The following is a 22,320-nucleotide window of genomic DNA, read 5'->3' on the forward strand; positions in this document are numbered from 1 at the left end:
GGGAAAAGGAGATTAAATTTTAATGGCTAAGAAACAAGTAGCAGAAAAAGAACTAGAGGCTAAAAAAGCCGAATTACAAGGTGCAGACGCTCGTCTCACTGAAAAAGAGATCATTGAATCAGAAGCTGATTCAGTTTCGATCGAAAAGATCAAATCATCGTTAGCAACACCTGATCAGGATTTTGATTGGGATGCAGATGATAAAGTTTTCGGAAAATACTCTGATGAAGACCGTAAGAAGTTTGAAGACATGTATACCGATACTTTCAATCAAATCAACCAAGGTGAAATCATCAGCGGTATTGTTGTATCTATCAACAATAAAGACGTAGTATTAAACGTAGGATTTAAATCTGACGGATTAGTATCTACTTCTGAGTTCCGTGATACACCTGATTTGAAAATTGGTGACACTGTTGACGTATTCGTGGAAGCTCCTGAAGACGCTAACGGTCAGTTGATTTTATCTCGTAAAAGAGCTAAAACCCAAAGATCATGGGAGTCTATTAATGAGGCTCTTGACAATGACAGAATCATCAACGGATTTGTTAAAAGCCGTACTAAAGGTGGTCTTATCGTTGACATCATGGGTGTTGAAGCATTCTTACCTGGTTCACAAATTGACATCAAACCTATCCGCGATTACGATGTATACGTGGGTAAAACAATGGAATTCAAAGTTGTTAAGATCAACCATGAGTTTAAAAACGTAGTAGTTTCTCATAAAATCTTAATCGAAGACGATTTAGAAAGCCAAAAAGTTGAGATCGTATCTAAACTTGAAAAAGGTCAGGTATTAGAAGGAACTGTTAAAAACATTACTGATTTCGGTGTATTCATCGATTTAGGTGGTGTTGATGGTTTACTTCACATCACTGATATTTCTTGGGGCCGCATAGAGCATCCAAAAGAAGTATTAAGCTTAGATGAGAAAATCAACGTTGTTGTTCTTGACTTTGATGATGAGAAAAAACGTATTGCATTAGGATTAAAACAATTGACTCCACACCCTTGGGAATCTTTAGATACTAACTTAGCTGTTGGTTCTAAGGTTAAAGGTAAAATTGTTACTGTTGCTGATTACGGAGCTTTCTTAGAAATCATTCCTGGTGTTGAAGGTTTAATCCACGTATCAGAAATGTCTTGGTCACAAAACCTACGTAGCCCACAAGAATTCTTGAAAGTTGGCGATGAAATCGAAGCTGAAGTATTAACTTTAGACAGAGACGAACGCAAAATGAGCTTAGGTATTAAGCAATTAACTCAAGATCCTTGGCAAAATGTTGCTGAAAGATATCCTATCGGAAGCAAACATACTGCTGTAGTTAAAAACATGACTAACTTCGGTGTATTCGTGGAAATTGAAGAAGGTATTGATGGTTTAATCCATATCTCTGATCTTTCATGGTCTAAAAAAGTTAACCACCCTAACGAATTCACTAAAGTAGGTGATACATTAGACGTAGTTGTTCTTGAATTAGATGTTGAAAGCCGCAAATTGAGCTTAGGTCACAAACAACTGGAAGAAAATCCATGGGATACTTTTGAAACTATCTTCACGTTAGATTCAATTCACCAGGGTACTGTTGTTAAAGTAACTGATAAAGGTGCTGTTATTGCTTTACCATATGGTGTAGAAGGATTCGTTCCAACTAAACACATGGCTAAAGAAGACGGAACAACTATCAAAGCTGAAGAAACTAATGATTTCAAAATCATTGAGTTTAACAAAGATGCTAAACGTATCGTTGTTTCTCATGCCCGTATCTGGGAAGAGGCTAAAGCTGAAGCTGTTGCTGAAGAAAGAGCTACTAAGAAAAAAGAAGCTAAAGCTTCAAACACTGCAGTTAAGAAAGTTAAAGATTCAGTTGAGAAATCAACTCTTGGCGATCTAGGCGTACTTGCTCAATTAAAAGAGCAAATGGAAGGTGAAGAAAGCAAAAACAAAGCTAAATAATCTTTTAAGCTAATATATTAAAGGCATCCCATTACGGGATGCCTTTTTTTTTGCTATTTTAACCCGATACCCCCGTTTTATCTTCTATGAGAGCCTTTATTTCCATCCTGAGCGTATTGCTTTGCCTTCAGCTGAATAGCTTTGCACAATACCCTGCCCCTGCTTTAATCCCACAACCTGTGGAAATGAAAACAGGGAAAGCAACTGATAATTTTACCATCGCCAATCAGCGTACGCAGGTTTTTATCAGCGACAGTAGTCTTCGGCCTTCCGCAGAATTCTTCATCAACTTTGTGAAAAAACATTATTTTCTGGAGCTGACACTGACTACGCTGGCCGATGCCAACAGAAAGAATGTGATTAACCTGATTCAGGAAAGTCCTGCTTCCATGGCTTTAGCTAAAACCCCGGACAATCCGGAGCGCTATAAACTAGATGTTTTAAATGTTGCTGTAACCATTCGTTCCCCTTCGCCGGCAGGTGTGTTTTATGGGATTCAAACGCTGATCCAGCTGCTGCCTCCTTCTGCAAAACCGCTTCCTTTACAGGCAAAGGCAGTCAGCATTACCGATTATCCACGATTCGCTTACCGCGGGATGCACCTGGATGTAAGCAGACATTTTTTTAACGTGGATTTTGTTAAAAAGTACATTGATTATCTGGCCATGCATAAGCTGAATTATTTTCACTGGCATTTAACCGATGATCATGGCTGGCGCATTGAGATTAAAAAATACCCCCGCTTAACTACTGTTGGTGCCTGGAGAGATGGTTCCATTATCGGTCTATATCCCGGAAAAGGAAACGATGGCATCAGACATGGCGGTTATTACACCCAGGCGGAAGTAAAAGAGGTGATCAAGTATGCGGCAGACCGCTACATCACCATTATTCCTGAAATTGAAATGCCTGGTCATAGCATGGCCGTACTTGCCGCTTATCCGGAATTGAGTACTACGCCTAAACTACCGAAGAAAGTAGCAGAAACCTGGGGTATCTTCAATAAATTCAACAATGTTTTACTCCCTTCTGAGCAAACGTTTAATTTTATGGAGGACGTGCTTACAGAGGTTATGGCGCTATTCCCCTCCCCTTACATTCATATCGGTGGAGATGAGTGTTCCAAAATCTGGTGGAAGCAATCTGCTTTTTCCCAGCAACTCATTAAAGAGAAGGGATTAAAAGATGAAAACGGCTTGCAGAGTTATTTCATCCATAGGATTGAAAAGTTTGTGAACAGCAAAGGAAAAACAATCATCGGTTGGGATGAGATTTTAGACGGTGGCCTCGCTCCCAATGCTATTGTGATGAGCTGGCGCGGAGAAAAAGGTGGTATCGCCGCTGCAAAACAAAAACATAAGGTGATCATGACACCTGAAAACTTCATGTATTTTAACCATTCCCAGTTTTTAAAGGAAGATTCTCTAACCGCTTCCCGGTATGTGCCATTGGCTAATGTCTACAATTATGAGCCTGTGCCTGCTATACTGACGTCTGCGGAAGCCAAATACATCTGGGGTGCGCAAGGTAACTTATGGACAGAATACATCACTAATCCAGCGAACGTGGAGTATATGCTCTTTCCAAGATTAGATGCTTTAAGTGAAGTGTTATGGAGTCCGAAGTCGAAACGCAGCTTTCCTGATTTTCAGAAAAGGCTGAAGCAGCAATTGAGAAGGTATGATTTTATGGGAATCAGATATAGTAAGAAGTACGCGTTATAGCAGCTTTCTAAAGGAGATTTTACTGGAGCTCTTTACAGGAATTTTGATTTTAGCTCCGGTGATGGAATCATGCAGCTGTCCTGCTTACCCCAAATGCGGTACCTGTTTTTTGAAATCAGCTGATAGAAAAAATCTCTGATAAACGGCGGAATGATGATCAGACCGTAAAGCATTGGCCATAGTCCGCCAAGTCTTTTGGCGATGCGCAATGCAGCGGTAGAACGGTAATAGGCTTTCCCTCCCTCCAGGAGCACAATAGTGTTCAACCCATTGTTCAGTATTGCCGGTTCCGCTTTTGCGGCATCGCTTTGCAATGCTGCAAAACGAAAATAATCCTGCTGATCTCTGTTGATAATGAACTGCACAGTATGATTACATAGATTACAAATCCCGTCAAAAAATATCACTCCGTGTTCTCTATTCTCATCCATTTGCCTGCTTTTACCTTAAAGAGTATCCTTATTCAAACATTGTTCCGATACTGGAATAGGACAAAGATAATTTTTAATTCGGGCAGGGAATCTATAGTTTTATAAATAAGACACTTAAAGGATTTTAGGATGGGTATCTATTCTTATTCCTAAAAACTGATGCAAAAATTCCGGTTTCAACTTTACAGAGTTGGAACATTTTGTTATATTTGACCAATCCTTTAGTCAATGCAAAAAAGAACCCTGCTAGACGGTCAGAAATTCCAGATCACAATTAAGAGACTTTGTCATCAATTAATTGAGAACCATAACGATTTTTCAAATACTGTTTTAATTGGCATTCAGCCAAGAGGCAGTTATTTTGCCGATAGAGTGCAAAATGAACTGTCCCAAATCCTTAAGAAAACCACGATAAAGAAAGGCAATCTTGACATTACCTTCTTCCGTGATGATTTTAGAAGGAAGGACGGCCTCGTAGCCGCCAACGCCAACACCATAGATTTTATTATTGAAGGGATGAACGTAATCCTCATCGATGATGTATTGTGGACCGGACGTACCATACGTTCTGCCATGGATGCATTATTGGCTTACGGCCGACCTGCACGAGTAGAACTCATGGTCTTGATCGACAGGCGTTTTTCAAGGCACCTACCTATTGAACCCGATTATATCGGCCAACAGGTAGACAGCTTAAATTCACAACACGTGAAAGTGAGTTGGAAAGAAACAGAAGGAGAAGACAAAGTAATCTTAATATCAGAAAGCAATAAATAACATGGCAGAAGAAAAATTATCAACCCGACATCTTTTAGGTATCAAAGACATTAACCGAAATGATATTGAATTGATCTTACAAACTGCAGATAATTTTAAAGATGTCATCAACAGGCCGATCAAAAAGGTCCCTGCATTGAGAGACATCACGATTGCGAATATTTTCTTTGAAAATTCAACACGTACAAAACTGTCTTTTGAACTTGCAGAAAAGAGACTTTCTGCGGATACGATCAATTTTGCTGCTTCTTCCTCTTCAGTAAGTAAAGGAGAAACGCTGATTGATACGGTAAATAATATCCTGGCCATGAAAGTGGACCTGGTGGTGATGAGACACCCTTATGCCGGAGCTGGTCAGTTCCTGAGCAAACATGTCAATGCACAAATCGTGAACGCTGGCGACGGCGCACATGAACATCCAACACAAGCACTTTTAGATGCCTTCTCTATCCGCCAGAAACTAGGTGATGTGGAAGGTAAAAAAGTAGTGATTGTAGGGGATATTTTACACTCCAGAGTTGCCATATCTAACATCCTTTGCCTGCAAAAGCTAGGCGCAGAAGTGATGGTATGCGGCCCAACCACCTTGATTCCCAAACACATTGAGAGTTTAGGTGTAAAAGTAGAACACAACCTCGTCAAAGCTTTAAACTGGTGCGATGTAGCCAATATGCTACGCATCCAGCTGGAAAGACAAGACATCAAATACTTCCCTTCCCAAAGGGAATATGCCATGATGTATGGCTTAAACAAGCAAATCCTGGACAACCTGGATAAAGAAATCATTGTCATGCACCCTGGCCCGATTAACCGTGGCGTAGAGATCACCAGTGATGTGGCCGATAGTAAGCAATCAATCATCCTTGAACAGGTAGAAAACGGTGTTGCTGTGAGAATGGCGGTACTTTATCTGCTTGCTTCTCAAAGAGATTAAAACTTCGGAAAGTTTTTTATAACATTCTTGTTTTCTTTTCGTTAAAGCCATTGTTATCAACAGTTGTTAGTTTCTTATGCTGACAAGACCTAATACTATTTTTATATTCGTAGCAACCATATTTGAAATCAGATGCAGAAAAAATACCTTTTTATTCCGCTATTCTTAGCAGGTAGCTTTACAACGGGCTATGCGCAGTCCAGCATACTAGTCCGCCTAAATGAAAATTATCGAACAGGTCTGGAGTTACTGGACAATGAAAAATACGGTGCAGCAGCCGAACAATTTAGGCTGGTAGATAAAGCCCGTCAAAAAGCAGATGCACAACAGGAAAGTAATTCCGAATTGTCGCTACTCAAAGAAAACGCAAAGTTCTATGCCGCAGTTTGTGCTTTAGAACTAGGAAACAATGATGCAGAAAGTCTTTTCCAGAAATTTATAAAAGATTATCCGCTGAATGCAAATACGAAACTTGCTTATTTCCATGTTGGTAATTCGTATTTCGCTCAGGAAAACTATAAAAAAGCGTTAGAATGGTTCGAAAAAACCGATCCTTCTACCCTTTCCCAGAAACAACGTCTGGAATACCAATTCAAACAAGGATACGCGTATTTCATGTTGAAAGACATCGAAAAAGCAGAACCTTTGTTTGAAGCTGTTAAAAAAGAAAAATCTCCATATCAGGAAAGCGCAACTTACTATTTCGCTTATATCAACTACCTGAACAAGGAATATAAAACTGCTTTAGCCAACTTTGAAAAGCTAAAAGGTTCGCCTACTTACGAAGAAAGCTATCCTTATTACATCACTTCGATGTATTATCTGGATGAGCGCTATGATGACGTCATCAGTTATGCGGTTCCAATTTTAAAAACTACAAAACAACAGTACGAAGCAGAAATGCTGAGTCTGATTGCAGCTTCTTATTTTGCGAAATCTGATTATACAAAAGCAGAGCAGTATTTCCAGGAATACTATTCGAAAAGTAAATCAGAGGTTAAAAACAACTTGTTCATCTATCAGTACGGTTATTCATTATTCCAGCTGAAAAGATACCAGGAAGCCGTTGCAATTCTTGAAAAACTAGACACAGATGATGTGTACCTGCAAAGTGGTATGTATACGCTGGGTCGCTCTTTCATTCAATTGAAAAATAAAGAAAAAGCACGTAGTGCCTTCTTTAGATCTTCGAGACTTGATTTTGATAAGTTCATACAGGAAGAGGCATGGATCAATTATGCCCGCTTAAGTTATGAGCTTGATTTCAACCAACAGGCACTGGAATCGACACAGAGCTTCTTAAAGCAATTCCCTAAATCGCGCAAAGCGAATGAAGCAAAAACTTTGTTGGGTGAGATCCTATTAACCAGCAAAAACTACCAGGCAGCAATCGATATTCTGGAGCCTATTCCGGATAAATCTCCGGAAGCTAAGGAAGCTTATCAAAAAGTGACTTATTTCAGAGGTTTAGAGTTCTACAATGAACGCGCGTTCCCAAATGCGCTATCTATGTTCCTGCGCTCAGAAAAGTTCCCTGAAGATCAGGAAATCCATGCATTGAATACTTACTGGAAAGCGGAAGCCAGCTACGAATTGAGAAAATTCGGAGAAGCCGTGCAAACTTTTGAGAAGTTTCTGGAAATGCCGGGAGCCGATAAAACTGAGGTTTATAACTTCGCAAACTATGCATTGGCCTATGCCGCCTTCGAAGATGAGCGTTATGGAAAAGCTGCTGCCTATTTTGAGCGCTTCCTGAAAGGAAATGATAAGGATACGAAAACTGTAAATGATGCGACCATCAGACTTGCTGACTCCTATTTCGTAAATAAGAGCTATGGCAATGCCTTGGTCAACTACAATAAAATCATCGCTTCCAAAGCAACCGGAGAAGATTACGCACTATTTCAACGTGGTATGATCCAGGGCTTAGAAAGTCAAAACGATGAAAAGATCAATACCATGCAAAGTTTGTTAAAGCAATTTCCAACTTCAAACTATGCTGATGATGCCGGTTTTGAAACGGCTTATACATATTTCAATAAAGGTGATCTTGACAAGTCTAAAACTGACTTAACGGCCTTAATCAGCCAATACCCACACAGTAGCTATGTGCCACGTGCCTTAGTGACTATCGGCTTGGTTCAATACAACCAGGATCAGGATGATGCGGCTTTGGAAACGTTTAAAAAGGTTATTGCCGACTATGCAAGTAGTGAAGAGGCTAAGCAAGCACTGGAATCTATCAAGAATATTTATGTAGATAAAGGTGATTCAGAAGGTTTCATCGGCTATGCCAAAACTACACCTATAGGAGATTTCTCTATCGCAGAGCAAGATAATATTGTGTTCCAGGGTGCCAATAACCGTTACCTGAAAGGTGATGCGAAAGGTGCATTCGAAGCTGTAAATGCTTATTTCGATAAGTTCCCGAAAGCTATCCATGATAAGGAAGCTAAGTTTATCAGAGCAGAGGCATTGGTGAAATTAGGAAGACCTGATGAGGCGATTCCTGATTATGAGTATATCCTGAACGATTGGACCAGTGATTATACAGAACGCTCTTTAGTGAGTATCTCTAAATTATTCCTGGATCAGCAGAAATACAATGAAGCCATCGTTTACCTGAAAAGATTAGAAACAACGGCCGATTATAAAGTACATTATACGTATGCCATCAACAACTTGTTGAAAGCTTACAGTGCATTGAATATGCCGGATGATGTGATCAAATATGTAGCCCTGATCAAGGAATCTGATAAGTCTTCTCAGGAAGAAAAAAGCAGTTCTGATCTGTATGCAGGAAAGGCTTACTTAGTGAAAGCGGATACGACGCAAGCCGTTAAAGCCTTCAATAATGTGGTAGAAAAAACTAAAACACTGGCCGCTGCTGAAGCGAAATACAATCTTGCTGCCATTCAATATGCAAAAAGAGAGTACAAAACTTCTACAAAAACCTGTTTTGACCTGATCAATAATATGTCTTCTTATGATTACTGGGTGGCGAAAGCTTTCATCCTCTTAGCAGACAACTATGTCGCATTAAAAGATAATTTACAAGCGAAAAGCACACTACTGAGCCTGATAGACAACTATGATGGTAAAGATGATATTGTACCGACTGCTAAGGAAAAATTAAAGAAAATTAAATAAGACAAGCACGATGAGATTGACGAAACTAATATATAGCACCCTACTTTTTGTGACTGCCGGATCTCTAAACGCATTGGCACAGGATACAAAAACTACAGAGAAAAAATCTGAAGAAAAAGCCGTAACGGAAGAAATTGAAGTTGTTCGCCCTTATAAACCAGTACTGGCAGAAGCCGTTAAACTGAGAAGAAGTCCGGATTTAAATACCGTAAAAACTTATAAAGCTAAATTCAATTATAGTCTGACCGACAGGAAACTGGAACTGAATTCTGATATCAATAAACTACAGGCACAGCAGGTAGCTAAAGAAAGAGAAACAGAATTGATCAATAACTACCTGAAAGGTGGTTTCGGTAACCGTTCTACAATACTGGGTGAGGCCTATATCAACCTTGGTAGAGATGAAGCTTTACAAGCCGGTGCTTTCTTTAAGCACTTCGGTCAGAAAGGTAAATTAGAAGGACAGCAGGTTAACCAACAACAATTAAGCGTTTTTGGAAGAAGTATCGGCGAAGTGGTTACCATGAGTGGTCGCATCAACTACCAGAGAAATGGCTTCTCTTTCTATGGCTTTAACCCTGAAAAACCAGAGTTGAATCTAAACCCGGAAAAACAATCGCTAAACTTTATTGAAGCCGAAGGTGAAATTGTAAACAAGTTTACGGATGATCCGGATGCTTTAAGCTATGCCGTTAAATTAAACGGGTACTTGTGGAATGATAAGTATGCTGCCAAAGAAAAATCTATCATTGTTAATGGTTATGTGAACAAAAGAATCAGCAGTTTCAACTTAGGTCTTGCTGCTTCCACAGAATTAGGAAATACTAAAGATGCCTTAACCAGCGTAAATAACAACCTTTTAAAATTAAATCCATACATCAGATTAGAAGCCAATGGCGTAAAAATCAATGCAGGAATTAACTTCGTACAGGAGTTTGGTACTTTCTCGAAAAGCAGAATTTTCCCTGCCGTTACCGCAGATTTAACCCTGATTCCTGATTACCTGCAATTATTTGCAGAAGTAAAAGGTGATGTAAACCGTAACTCTTTAAAGCAGTTTAGTGATGAAAATCCATTCCTGAATGCTAACATCGACATCAAAAACTCTGTAGAGAAATTGTCGTTCAGTGCCGGTATTAAAGGTACTGGTGGCCCGGGATTTGGCTACAAAGCCAGAGTCTACCACAAGAAGATTTCTGATATGGCTTTGTTCGTAAACAACTTCGACAACCCTACCCGATTTGATGTGATCTATGATTTTGGAAACACCACAATGACCGGTTTAGAAGGTGAAATCTCCGTTCAGGTGAGCAATTCATTGAAATGGACTGGTAAATTGAATTTCGAAGATTACCAACCAGCTCAGGAATCAGCCAGTTGGTTTAAACCTCAAATGAGAATCACTTCTGATTTATTATATAATGTAACTGATAAAATTACCTTAAATGCTTCGGTAGCAGTTCAGGATGCGAGTAAAGCAAAATTATACAAACAAGCCCCGGCTAGTCCTTATGTAGTTCCTGATCCAGCAAATGAAACTATTGTAAGTGTTAAAGGTTTTGTAGATCTTGGCGTTGGTGCCAGCTATAAGATCAACAACAAGTTTTCTGCTTTCGCAAGAGCAAATAACCTGTTCAACTCTTCTTACAGCAGATATCTTTACTACCCAACTATCGGAACCAACATCTTTGCAGGATTAACGTATTCCTTCTAAGCGGTTTTCGATTTAATAATTGGTGGATATAGAATTAAAATTTAATTTTACCAGAATGGACATGTTATCATACCTTACAGTACTTATTAAAACCCGTAAAGAGGTTGGGATCCCCGGACTTGGAACGATCTATAAAAAGAAATCTCCGGGAAGGTATGATGCAGCAACACATTCCTTTTTGCCGCCCAGCTTTGTGCTGGACTTCAATCCGGAACTGTTAGAGCAAAGCTTGCTCATTGACCATATCTGTAAGCATAGAAATATATCTCCGGACTCCGCCAGTTATTTTGTAGAGCAGTTTGTCGGGGAAATAAAAAAGCAACTTGATGAACATCAGGAAGCTAGTTTAGCACCCCTCGGCACTTTATATCAATCTTCAGGAACACTTAGCTTTAAGCCCTTAAATGATCAAAACTTCGGTTTTGATTTTTATGGTTTACCACCTGTCAAAGATGAACTTTCAGCAGCACCGGTTTCTGAAGCTGTTAGTGCTACTGTAACTACCTCAGAAACTGAGCCTCAACAGGAAGAACTTCCTAAAACTGAAGATCGTCAGCCGACTGAAGAACAGCTGGAACTTGAAAACAGCAATGCTGACCTTAGAGAAGAGCCTTTAAACCCTCCGATTATTGAAGAGGTCGCTGAGGAAGAAGCATTGTCGGACGAGGAAGTATTACTGAATGAAGGCGCAGAAGATATTGCCTATGAGCAAATCACTGATCCTATTGAACTTTCAGTAAATCCAGAAATCCCGGTAACAGCAGAAGCTCCGGTAACACCCGAAAAAGTGCTGCTTTCTGAGCAGGATGAACAACCTGTTTTTGAAGAAATAGCAGAGGTTGAAGCACCAAAGCAACCAGTAGCACAACCAGAAATTGAGAGTATTGGAAACATTGAAGAGCAACCAAAAGCGGTATTTGAAGAGCCTGTAGTTACGCGTCCAAGTATTAACGACATCTATGCGCAAGCTAGTAAAACCGTTGATGTGCCGATTATCCCTGTCGTCCCTAAAATATCAGGAAATGAAGGTTTCTATAATTCTAACGATGAGCCTGAAGAAAGAACCGGAATCCCGGTTTACCTAAAGATCTTAATCGCAGTTTTATTAATTCTGATTGGATTGGTAGCAGGTTATTTTATCCGTCCTGATCTTTTCGATTCTATATTGAAAATGGGCAAAGACCCTATTGTTGTCCCTGTAACTGCTAAAAACAGCGTGCAAACAGCGGATTCTCTCGCTTCTGCGGATAGTATGAACAATACTTTAGCCCTAAATGACACCCTGAAAAAAGATACGCTTGCATCTACAGAAACAACCGTAACGAATGACCCTAAAGCTGCACTGGCCAATGCTCCTGTGCAGGAAACTGGAATCACTTATGAAGTTATTGGCGCCTCAGTAGCCAATGAAAAGGAAGCTGAACGCTTTATCGCCCAAATGAAAAAGCTGGGACTAAATGCAAAGGCTATACCTCCTATTCCAGGGAAAAAGAAAATAAAAATCAGCATTGCAACGTTTAATGACTATAACAGCGCCGATGCAGAGAAACCTGTACTGGAGAAAAAGTTAGGCATTAAAGATTTATACATACACACAAACAAACCATTATAAATTATGATCGCATTAATACAGGGTGCTAATGATAGCCTTAACCAAATTGTTGATACCGCTAATAACGCCACTCAAGCCGTAACTGCAGCAGCTCCCGAACTACACTTCATCGACCTCCTTTTTAAAGGTGGATGGGTAATGATCCCACTAGCTTTCCTTGCATTTGCAGGACTGATTATTTTTGTTGAAAGATATCTGACCATTAGAAAAGCCTCTAAAACAGAGTCGAACTTAATGCTTAACATTAAACAATATATCCAGGAAGGTAGACTGGACAATGCCATTACTTTATGTAGAAACAACAGCTCTCCGCTTGCCAGAATGCTGGAAAAAGGATTGAAAAGAATTGGTCGTCCGATCAAAGATATTGAAGCTGCAATTGAGAACACCGGAAAACTGGAAGTATCCAAACTGGAGAAAAATATCGGTATCCTGGGTATCATTGCCGGTATCGCTCCGATGCTTGGTTTCGTAGGTACTATTATTGGGGTAATCACAATTTTCCATGATGTATCCATCAAAGGAGCAATCGAAATCGGTACCATCTCTGGTGGTCTTTATACTAAAATGATTACTTCTGCAACTGGTTTGATCATCGGTATCATCGCTTATGTATTGTATCATATCCTGAACATGATGGTAGAACGTATCATCTTAAGAATGGAAACTGACGCTATTGAGTTCATCGATCTATTAGAGGAGCCAGGAAAATAATGAATCTACGCAAAAGAAATAAAGGAACTGTAGAGGTTCATACTTCCGCACTGAATGATATCATGTTCTTCCTGATGCTGTTTTTCCTGCTGGCATCTGCCGCAGTGAACCCTCAGGTAGTAAAACTGTTATTACCAAGATCGGAATCCGGACAACAATCTGCCGCACAGAAAACCGTGACCGTATCCATAGATGAAAAGTTAAATTACTACGTAGATAAAGAACGTACAACACTTGAAGGTATCCTTCCGGCAATTGAAACTTATCAAAAAGCATCTCCAGACCTGACTATCGTACTTTATGTAGCCAGAGGAGTTTCCATCGAAAACACGATGACGGTATTTGATGTAGCTAACAAGTTAAAACTTAAAGTTGTACTCGCTGTAGAACCTAAGAAATAATGACGTATCCAAAGGAAGAAAATAATTATCCTAAAGCAGTAGCCATCTCTACTGGTATTATGATTGCCCTCATTGCATTGAGCTTCTTCATTGTGATTGGGTCATTCCAGCCTCCTGTGGAAGCAGGTATGGGTGGTATGGTGGTCAACTACGGTACCGCTGTAACCGGAATGGGATCAGATTATACCAGTATTGAAGAACCTTCTGCAGATCCGAATGCCAATCAAAAAGCACCGGATAAGGTAGTTCCAACAGAACCTACCAAAGAGACGCCTACCCAGCAAAATAGTACCAAAGAGATTGTCACGCAAAGTACGGAAGATGCCGTTAGTGTAAACACAAAAAGCAGCACTAAGAAAGCAGCGCCTACCGCTACAGTAGAAAGTAAACCTGCCAAACCGGTCATCAACCAAAACGCACTTTATAAAGGTAAAGCCAATAAAGGTACAGGTGGCGGTGATGGAACCGGAACAACTCCGGGAAATCAAGGCGACAAAGACGGTGATCCACTGGCTAATAATTATGGCGAAGGCGGATCCGGATTTGGCGAAACCCCGATTGCACTTAGGAAATTCACCAATTTAGTAACCCCACAAGATGATGGTCAGAAGACCGGTAAAATTGCGGTAAGGATTAAAATCAATAAAAGTGGTGTCGTAATCGATGCAACTCCAGGCGTTAAGGGAACAACTCTTAGCGATAAAGAGCTGTGGCGAAAATGTAAAGAAGCCGTAATGGGCGCCCGTTTAACACAGGCAGATAATGCTCCTGATGTTCAAATCGGTGTGGTAGTCTTCAATTTTAAAGTAAAATAAAACCTGGTATTCTTTTTAGAACTCCAAAATGAACTATAAACAAACCCTCGATTACTTGTACAGTAAACTACCCATGTTTACTCGTGTTGGCACTGTAGCCTATAGAAAAGACTTACACAACACCATCGCCATGTGCGATCAACTGGGAAATCCACAGGATAAGTTCAAAACCATACATGTAGGTGGAACCAATGGCAAAGGTTCCACTTCACATATGCTTGCGGCAATCCTTCAACAAGCCGGATACAAAACGGGACTTTACACCTCTCCGCACCTTAAAGATTTCAGGGAACGCATTAGAATTAACGGGGAGATGATCCCCGAAGCTTTTGTAGTTGATTTTGTGGAAGAGCAGAAAAGCTTAATGGAAGAATTGCAGCCTTCATTTTTCGAGGTCACGGTAGCCATGGCTTTTTCCCACTTTGAAAAGGCAGAAGTAGACATCGCGATCATCGAAGTTGGACTTGGAGGTCGGATTGATTCAACCAATATCATTACTCCGGAACTTTCCGTGATTACCAATATCAGCCTTGACCATACCAATATCCTGGGGACTACCCTACCAGAAATTGCGACTGAAAAAGCTGGAATTATAAAAAATGGTGTCCCCGTAGTCATCGGAGAAACACAAGCGGAAATTTCGAAAATATTTATCCAAAAAGCGGCGGAAACCAATAGTCCTATCTATTTTGCTGACCAGGAGTTACAACTCCAGCAGCTTCAAAAAACAGGTAAATACCTGGATTTAATGGTAGGAAACGGAAACACAACTTTGTATCCGCATTTAGAATTAGACCTCAATGGTGCTTATCAACGTAAAAATATACTGACCGTTCTTGAAGCTATTCAAATCTTAAAACAACAAGGTTTTAAAATTGAGGACGAAGCTGTTTATACCGCAGTAAAGAATGTAAAAGGCCTCACCGGACTACAAGGAAGGTGGCAGACTTTAGCTGAAAACCCATTAGTGATCTGTGATACCGGGCATAATATGGCAGGTATTACAGAAGTCATGCAAAACATCAATGATACTCCGCATGATCAGTTACACATCGTGATCGGGATGGTTAGAGATAAAGATATCAGCGGTGTTTTAAAGCTCCTGCCAACAGATGCACATTATTATTTCTGTCAGCCGGAATTGGAAAGAGCATTACCAGCATCTGAGCTCGCAGAACAGGCTAAAAATCATCATTTAATTGGTGATGTCTTTCCAAGTGTCCAATTGGCCTTTCATGCGGCGAAAGATAATGCAAACGCTAATGACCTGGTATTCATAGGTGGAAGCACTTTTGTAGTCGCCGAAGTACTATAAAATCTTTACATAATAGTAATCTCAATAATTACTTCGATTAACTACCTTTAAAAATTCTTTAACACCTAAATAGGATTCGTTTATTTAATGATAAACGAATCTTTGCTTTTAAAATAATACAGAATGAAAAGAGTTTACCTGTTATTTTCTGCACTGCTTATTACCTGTAGTGTATCAATGGCACAAAAGAAAACAGCTATTGTTTCTAAAAAAGATTTTCCGGCATCAGTCGACAGACCGAAGCTGGTAGTTGGTCTGGTGATCGATCAAATGAGATGGGATTATCTTTACCGTTATTACAGCAGATATTCTGCCGGAGGTTTCAAAAGACTAATCAATGAAGGTTTCTCGGCAGAGAATACGTTCATCCCCTACACCCCTACTTACACGGCTTGTGGTCATGCTAGTATTTATACTGGTTCTGTTCCGGCAATCAATGGAATCATCGGTAACGACTGGTACGATCCACAATTAGGACGTAATGTATATTGTGCGGAAGACACCACTGTGACCAGTGTTGGCAGTACCACAATGGCTGGAGTAATGTCTCCAAAAAATATGTTGACCACCACTATTACTGATGAACTTCGTTTAGCCACAAACTTCCAGGGAAAAGTAATTGGTGTTTCGATGAAAGACCGTGGTTCTATCCTACCGGCAGGACATACGGCGAATGCAGCGTACTGGTTTGACGGACAAACCGGCGACTGGATCACCAGCACCTATTACATGGCTCAATTGCCAACATGGATGCAGGATTACAATAAAATCAAGCTCGCTGATAAGTTTTATGACAAAAACTGGCCAACCTTATATCCTATTGAAACTTATACTCAAAGTACAGCAGACGATAAAAACTACGAAGGAAAAGCCAGAGGCGAACAAAGCCCAACCTTCCCTCATCCTTTGAAATTATACAAAGGGAAAAACTATGAGATGATCAAAAGTACGCCTTATGGAAACACCATGACTTTAGATCTGGCTAAACTAGCCATCCTATCTGAAGATCTTGGAAAAGATGACATCACTGATTTTCTTGCTGTAAGTTGCTCTTCTACCGATTATGTTGGTCACCAATATGGCCCTAACTCTATCGAAGCAGAAGATACTTACCTGAGATTGGACAAAGACCTTGCAGATTTTTTCAACTACCTGGACAGTAAAGTAGGTAAAGGAAACTACCTGTTTTTCTTATCGGCAGATCATGGTGCAGCACACGTACCTGGTTTCATGGCAGAACATAAATTACCAGGTGGTACCGTTGATGATGGTCCGGTTATGAAAGAATTAAATGGACGTTTGGAAGCAAATTTTGGCGTTAAGAAAGCCATTATCAAATCTATGAACAACCAAATCTATTTTGATCATAAAATAATTAAAAATGCAAAAGCCGACTTTGATGCCATTAAAGCTTATAGTATTGAATTCTTAAAAACTCAAACGGGTTTTATGGATGCTGTAGATTTAACTAAGGTTGGAGCAAGTAGCTTACCTGAACCTATTAAAACAAGAATCGCCAATGGTTACAATGCCAGAAGAAGCGGAGACATATACTTCCTGTTGAAATCAAACTATTTTGATAGCAATAGCAAGACAGGTACAACCCACGGTTCCTGGAATCCATATGATTCTCATATTCCATGTGTATTCATGGGCTGGAATGTAAAACCTGGTAAAAACAACAAAACACATTACATGACGGACATCGCAGCTACATTAGCGGCTATGTTACACATACAAATGCCTAGTGGCTGCGTTGGCGAACCCATCACAGAACTAACCAACCAATAAAATTGAGGAACATTTAACTTTCAATACAAAAGAGTTAAATGATTGACCACTATCATACATTTAAAAGACCGTCGGGATTAATTTCCCGACGGTCTTTTTTTATGCCCACAGTTTGTATTGATTTAGCTATGCTCACCACCTAAGCCCGTTTTTTGTTACATTTGATTACCAATTATAAAACCATCCTATGGAGCAAATCAAAATCTATAAACCTAAAAATAAAATACGTTTTGTAACTGCAGCAGCTTTATTCGACGGACATGACGCTACAATTAACATCATGCGTCGAATCCTTCAATCCTCAGGAGCGGAGGTTATACACCTTGGTCACAACCGTTCTGTAGAAGAAGTGGTCAATTGTGCCATTCAGGAAGACGTACAAGGTATTGCCATGACCTCCTATCAGGGAGGCCATATTGAATATTTCAAATACATGTACGACCTCTTACAGGAACGCGGTTCTTCCCACATCAAAATTTTTGCTGGCGGTGGCGGTGTAATCCTTCCATCGGAAATTGCAGAATTGCAGGAATACGGAATCACAAAAATCTACTCTCCGGATGATGGTCGCAAAATGGGCCTTCAAGGGATGATCAATAATATGCTTGAGCAAACAGATTATATTACCGTAACCAGTCTGAATGGGGAGCTTAAAACCATCCCACAAAAAAATGTGAAAAGCATTGCCTCGGCAATTACCGTTGCGGAGAATGATCCTGAAGGTGCACAAGCCTTTGTTGATGAACTCAAAAAGCTAACTATAAAAAATCAGGCTCCGGTCCTAGGTATTACAGGAACTGGCGGATCAGGAAAATCTTCCCTCGTCGATGAATTAGTGAGGCGCTTCCTAATGGAAGTAAAAGACAAAACCATGGCTATTATCTCTGTAGATCCTTCCAAACGCAAAACCGGTGGTGCTCTACTTGGGGATAGGATTCGCATGAATGCGATCAATAACCCTAGAATCTACATGCGCTCTCTGGCCACCAGACAGGCTAATTTAGCACTATCCAGAAATGTACAGGAAAGCATCGACATCTGCAAAGCTGCCGGATATGATCTCATCATAGTAGAAACCTCTGGAATTGGTCAATCAGACACCGAAATAACGGAACATTGTGATGTTTCCCTGTATGTCATGACGCCAGAATTTGGTGCAGCTACCCAATTGGAAAAAATCGACATGCTTGATTTTGCCGACCTGGTCGCCATTAATAAATTTGATAAACGTGGTGCTTTGGATGCCTTACGCGATGTGCGTAAACAGTATAAACGCAACCACAATCTATTTGATGCAAAAGATGAGGATATCCCGGTTTTTGGTACCATGGCTTCCCAATTTAATGATCCGGGTATGAATAATCTCTTTTCAGCCCTGATGGATAAAATAAAAGAGAAAACCAAGGTTGATTTTGATGCGCAAATGGAACTCAGCGATGAACAGTCTGAGAAAATCTATATCATTCCACCTGACCGGATCAGGTATCTTGCAGAGATTGCAGAAGCCAGCCAAACCTATAATGAATGGGTGGAAAAACAAAGTACTATTGCAAGGAAGTTATATCAGCTACAAGGCGTAATTCAGCTTTCTAAAGAAGAGAAGTTAAATAAAGAACTTCCAGGTACCGCAAGCATAAACGATAGCTTACAGCATGTTTACCAACACCTGGAAGAGCAGCTAGATGGCGAATGCAGAAGATTATTGCGCCAATGGCCAGATACGAAAATCAAATACAAACAAGAGTTCTTCGTTTATAAAGTCCGTGATAAAGAAATCAAGCAACCTTTGTACTATGAATCTTTATCAAAGTTAAAAATCCCTAAAGTATCACTCCCACGTTATGAAGACTGGGGCGATATTTTACGCTGGTTACTTACAGAAAATGTACCTGGAGAGTTTCCTTATGCTGCCGGTGTTTTCCCCCTAAAACGTGATGGAGAAGACCCAACACGTATGTTTGCTGGTGAAGGCGGTCCCGAAAGAACAAATAAAAGATTCCATTATGTGTCCTTAGGTCAACCTGCACACCGACTTTCTACCGCATTCGACTCCGTTACCTTATATGGTGAAGATCCACACATCAGACCAGATATTTATGGCAAAATAGGCAACTCGGGTGTGAGTATTGCCACCTTAGATGATGCCAAAAAATTATACTCTGGTTTTGACTTATGTGCGTCCTCCACCTCAGTGTCCATGACCATTAATGGCCCTGCCCCTATGTTATTAGGTTTCTTTATGAATGCGGCCATAGATCAGCAATGCGAAAAATACATTATAGAACATAACCTTCAGGAAGAAGTAGCGGCTAAAATCAATGCCCTGTATAAATCAAAAGGAATCCAGAGACCGAGCTATAGTGGAGTACTACCAGAGGGTAATAATGGCTTAGGTCTGATGCTGCTTGGCGTAACCGGTGATGAAGTATTGACACCAGAAGTTTATGCGAAAATCAGAGCTTATGCTATAAGTACCGTTAGAGGTACTGTCCAGGCAGATATACTAAAGGAAGACCAGGCCCAAAATACCTGTATTTTTTCTACAGAATTTGCCCTGAGAATGATGGGTGATATTCAAAGCTATTTCATCACTGAAAAAGTACGCAATTTCTATTCTGTATCTATTTCAGGTTACCATATTGCGGAAGCCGGTGCAAATCCTATATCACAACTTGCCTTTACTTTAAGCAACGGCTTTACTTTCGTAGAATATTACCTGAGCAGAGGAATGAATATTGATGATTTCGCGCCTAACTTATCCTTTTTCTTCTCCAATGGGATTGATCCCGAATATTCTGTAATCGGAAGAGTCGCCAGACGCATCTGGGCTAAAGCCATTAAAAACAAGTATAAAGGCAACGACCGTTCCCAAAAATTAAAATATCATATCCAGACTTCCGGCAGATCATTACATGCACAGGAAATTGATTTTAATGATATCCGTACCACATTGCAAGCCTTGTATGCAATCTATGACAACTGTAATTCCCTACATACCAATGCTTACGATGAAGCAATTACCACGCCTACAGAAGAATCTGTTCGCAGAGCGATGGCCATTCAACTCATTATTAACAGGGAATTAGGATTGGCAAAAAATGAGAACCCACTACAGGGTGCTTTTATCATTGAAGACCTAACAGACTTAGTGGAAGATGCAGTATTACAGGAATTCAAACGTATCAATGATAGAGGTGGTGTTTTAGGCGCGATGGAAACCATGTACCAACGAGGTAAAATTCAGGAAGAAAGTCTTTACTATGAGACTTTAAAACACAATGGAGAATATCCTATTGTAGGGGTGAATACCTTCTTAAACAAAAATGGTTCTCCTACTGTTGTTCCTGGAGAAATAATCCGGGCTACAGAAGAAGAGAAACAATACCAGATTACCGCATTAAAAGCGTTCCAGGATAGAAACTCAGATCATACAACCGCTATACTTAAAAAATTGCAAAAGTCGGCCATAGCCGGTGAAAACATCTTTGAAGAACTTATGGAAGTATGTAAGGTATGTTCATTGGGACAAATTTCAAATGCCTTATATGAAGTTGGTGGACAATACAGAAGGAACATGTAATTATAGTTTTTAAACAACCAGAAAAGTTGAAATAAAACAAGAAGGCCTGAATAAATTATTCAGGCCTTCTTGTTTTATTTTAATCAGGTATAGCTTAAGAATGTATCCAGCTAAATTTATAATCCATTGTAGGGTTTTTCATTCTATCTGCTACGCGCAATAACCTGTTAGGTAAAGCCATGATATAATCACGGGCTTTCTCACCGCTTTCATTTAAATCGCGCATACTATCTAATTTCCATTCTTCAATGAGTTGTTGCATAATTTCCACATAGTCTACTGCGGTATAAACGCCTAAACGCTGTGCAGCATCCGTAAAGTGACCGAAGGTTTGTCCGATTTTAAGCCCCATTTCACGAAGGAAATGAGCAGGCATTACAATCTTCTTACGCATCATATCTTCAAAAGCAATCATTGCTTCATTCGGATCAACTTCAAATATTTTAGCCATGAAATCTTTGTATGCTTTCGCATGGCGAGCCTCATCAGAAGCAATTACACCACACATTCTTGAAAGTAGGACATCGCCATCTTTCTTAGCCATAGAGGCTACCCTTCTGTGCGAAATATTGGTAGCTAGCTCCTGGAAGCTGGTATAAACAAAGTTTCTGTATGGATCATGTCCGGTACCTATATCAAATCCATCAGCAATCAGATACTGAGTAGAAATTTCCATCTGGCGCATATCAACGCGTCCTGAAAGATAAAGGTATTTATTTAGTAAGTCTCCGTGTCTGTTCTCCTCGGCAGTCCAGTGACGTACCCATTTCATCCAGCCACCTTGTTCATTTTTAGTGATATCATCTACCATCGTTAACCATGATTCATAAGTAGGCAAAGCCTCTTCTGTAATCGTATCACCGATTAAGACTGCAACCAGGTCATAAGATAACCCATCTGCATTCTCACGTAATTGTTTTATATCCTGGAAAAATGTATCACTGGTTGAATCCGGCAAGAAATCAGAAGGCTGCCAATTAGTATCAATCGGTTTCAAGTAAGTGTCCATCACCTCAAGCATATAGCCCTCAATGTGTAACATCACTTCTCGTCTTTTTTCTGCGAAAAAACTCATTGTTTTTTTATGTTTTAAATTAGTTTCAAAGATAACCAAAAATTGCATAATCTGTCGTTACACTATTATTTTATTCGCAATTAAGGCCTTTAAAAGGCAAGCTTCCCAACATTATATTTGGCACTACTACCTAACAACATCATACAAAAGAATAAGTTCTCCATAAAGGCAATTGAAAAGCTATTGTTACGTAATCTATACTAATAGCCATTACAATAAGGATGATCATCAATCAGACTGTATTGAAAAGGACTATAGTTTTACCGTTTCCGGGAAGCAGGAAAGATATCCTGTAATCTGAAGAACAGTATAGCTTTGTAAAAAAAGTCC

Annotated in this window: 15 protein-coding genes; 13 read left to right on the forward strand and 2 right to left on the reverse strand. The window is 39.9% G+C overall.

The window, feature by feature from the left end:
- Positions 1-22 precede the first annotated feature (22 nt).
- A complete protein-coding gene (rpsA, locus tag R2Q66_RS07695; RefSeq protein WP_265841660.1) occupies positions 23-1,957 on the forward strand; it encodes a 30S ribosomal protein S1 in 1,935 nt (644 codons plus the stop codon).
- Between the two features lie 86 nt (positions 1,958-2,043).
- Positions 2,044-3,681: a beta-N-acetylhexosaminidase gene (locus R2Q66_RS07700; protein WP_316747496.1), complete on the forward strand. Its 1,638-nt coding sequence runs from the start codon at positions 2,044-2,046 to the stop codon at positions 3,679-3,681.
- Positions 3,682-3,713: 32 nt separating this feature from the next.
- Here the strand turns inward: R2Q66_RS07700 and R2Q66_RS07705 are convergent, their stop codons facing one another.
- Positions 3,714-4,112, reverse strand: coding sequence for a thiol-disulfide oxidoreductase DCC family protein (locus tag R2Q66_RS07705; RefSeq protein ID WP_316747498.1), 399 nt, complete (start codon positions 4,110-4,112; stop codon positions 3,714-3,716).
- Positions 4,113-4,340: 228 nt separating this feature from the next.
- Between R2Q66_RS07705 and pyrR the strand changes: the two genes are divergently transcribed.
- The 11 genes from pyrR (at position 4,341) to R2Q66_RS07760 (ending at position 20,915) form a co-directional block, all read left to right on the forward strand.
- Complete coding sequence (gene pyrR / locus R2Q66_RS07710) at positions 4,341-4,889, forward strand: bifunctional pyr operon transcriptional regulator/uracil phosphoribosyltransferase PyrR (RefSeq protein WP_316747500.1); 549 nt, start codon at positions 4,341-4,343, stop codon at positions 4,887-4,889.
- Between the two features lies 1 nt (position 4,890).
- Positions 4,891-5,823 carry an aspartate carbamoyltransferase catalytic subunit gene (locus tag R2Q66_RS07715; RefSeq protein ID WP_316747502.1) on the forward strand — a complete coding sequence of 311 codons (933 nt, stop codon included), beginning with the start codon at positions 4,891-4,893 and terminating at the stop codon, positions 5,821-5,823.
- A 132-nt stretch (positions 5,824-5,955) separates the two neighbouring features.
- Positions 5,956-8,973, forward strand: coding sequence for a tetratricopeptide repeat protein (locus R2Q66_RS07720; RefSeq protein ID WP_316747504.1), 3,018 nt, complete (start codon positions 5,956-5,958; stop codon positions 8,971-8,973).
- 10 nt (positions 8,974-8,983) lie between these two features.
- Positions 8,984-10,687: a TonB-dependent receptor gene (locus R2Q66_RS07725; RefSeq protein WP_316747507.1), complete on the forward strand. Its 1,704-nt coding sequence runs from the start codon at positions 8,984-8,986 to the stop codon at positions 10,685-10,687.
- Between the two features lie 55 nt (positions 10,688-10,742).
- Complete coding sequence (locus R2Q66_RS07730; protein WP_316747509.1) at positions 10,743-12,299, forward strand: SPOR domain-containing protein; 1,557 nt, start codon at positions 10,743-10,745, stop codon at positions 12,297-12,299.
- Between the two features lie 3 nt (positions 12,300-12,302).
- A complete protein-coding gene (locus R2Q66_RS07735) occupies positions 12,303-13,013 on the forward strand; it encodes a MotA/TolQ/ExbB proton channel family protein (protein ID WP_316747511.1) in 711 nt (236 codons plus the stop codon).
- On the forward strand, positions 13,013-13,414 hold the full coding sequence (locus R2Q66_RS07740; RefSeq protein ID WP_316747513.1) for a biopolymer transporter ExbD: 402 nt from the start codon (positions 13,013-13,015) through the stop codon (positions 13,412-13,414). Before R2Q66_RS07735 ends, R2Q66_RS07740 begins: the two co-directional genes overlap by 1 nt.
- The gene (locus R2Q66_RS07745) at positions 13,414-14,229 is read left to right on the forward strand and encodes an energy transducer TonB (RefSeq protein ID WP_316747515.1); all 816 of its coding nucleotides are present in this window, start codon (positions 13,414-13,416) and stop codon (positions 14,227-14,229) included. The genes R2Q66_RS07740 and R2Q66_RS07745 overlap by 1 nt, the downstream gene beginning before the upstream one ends.
- Positions 14,230-14,257: 28 nt before the next feature.
- Entirely contained in the window at positions 14,258-15,544 is a 1,287-nt protein-coding gene (locus tag R2Q66_RS07750) for a folylpolyglutamate synthase/dihydrofolate synthase family protein (RefSeq protein ID WP_316747517.1), read from the forward strand.
- Positions 15,545-15,667: 123 nt separating this feature from the next.
- Positions 15,668-17,335: an alkaline phosphatase PafA gene (gene pafA, locus R2Q66_RS07755; protein WP_316747520.1), complete on the forward strand. Its 1,668-nt coding sequence runs from the start codon at positions 15,668-15,670 to the stop codon at positions 17,333-17,335.
- A 187-nt stretch (positions 17,336-17,522) separates the two neighbouring features.
- Positions 17,523-20,915: a methylmalonyl-CoA mutase family protein gene (locus R2Q66_RS07760; RefSeq protein WP_316747522.1), complete on the forward strand. Its 3,393-nt coding sequence runs from the start codon at positions 17,523-17,525 to the stop codon at positions 20,913-20,915.
- Positions 20,916-21,009: 94 nt separating this feature from the next.
- Here R2Q66_RS07760 and R2Q66_RS07765 read toward each other — a convergent pair whose 3' ends face one another.
- Positions 21,010-21,990: an acyl-ACP desaturase gene (locus R2Q66_RS07765; RefSeq protein ID WP_316747524.1), complete on the reverse strand. Its 981-nt coding sequence runs from the start codon at positions 21,988-21,990 to the stop codon at positions 21,010-21,012.
- Between the last annotated feature and the right edge of the window lie 330 nt (positions 21,991-22,320).

It is taken from the genome of Pedobacter gandavensis, assembly GCF_032677645.1.
Taxonomy (GTDB): domain Bacteria; phylum Bacteroidota; class Bacteroidia; order Sphingobacteriales; family Sphingobacteriaceae; genus Pedobacter; species Pedobacter gandavensis_A.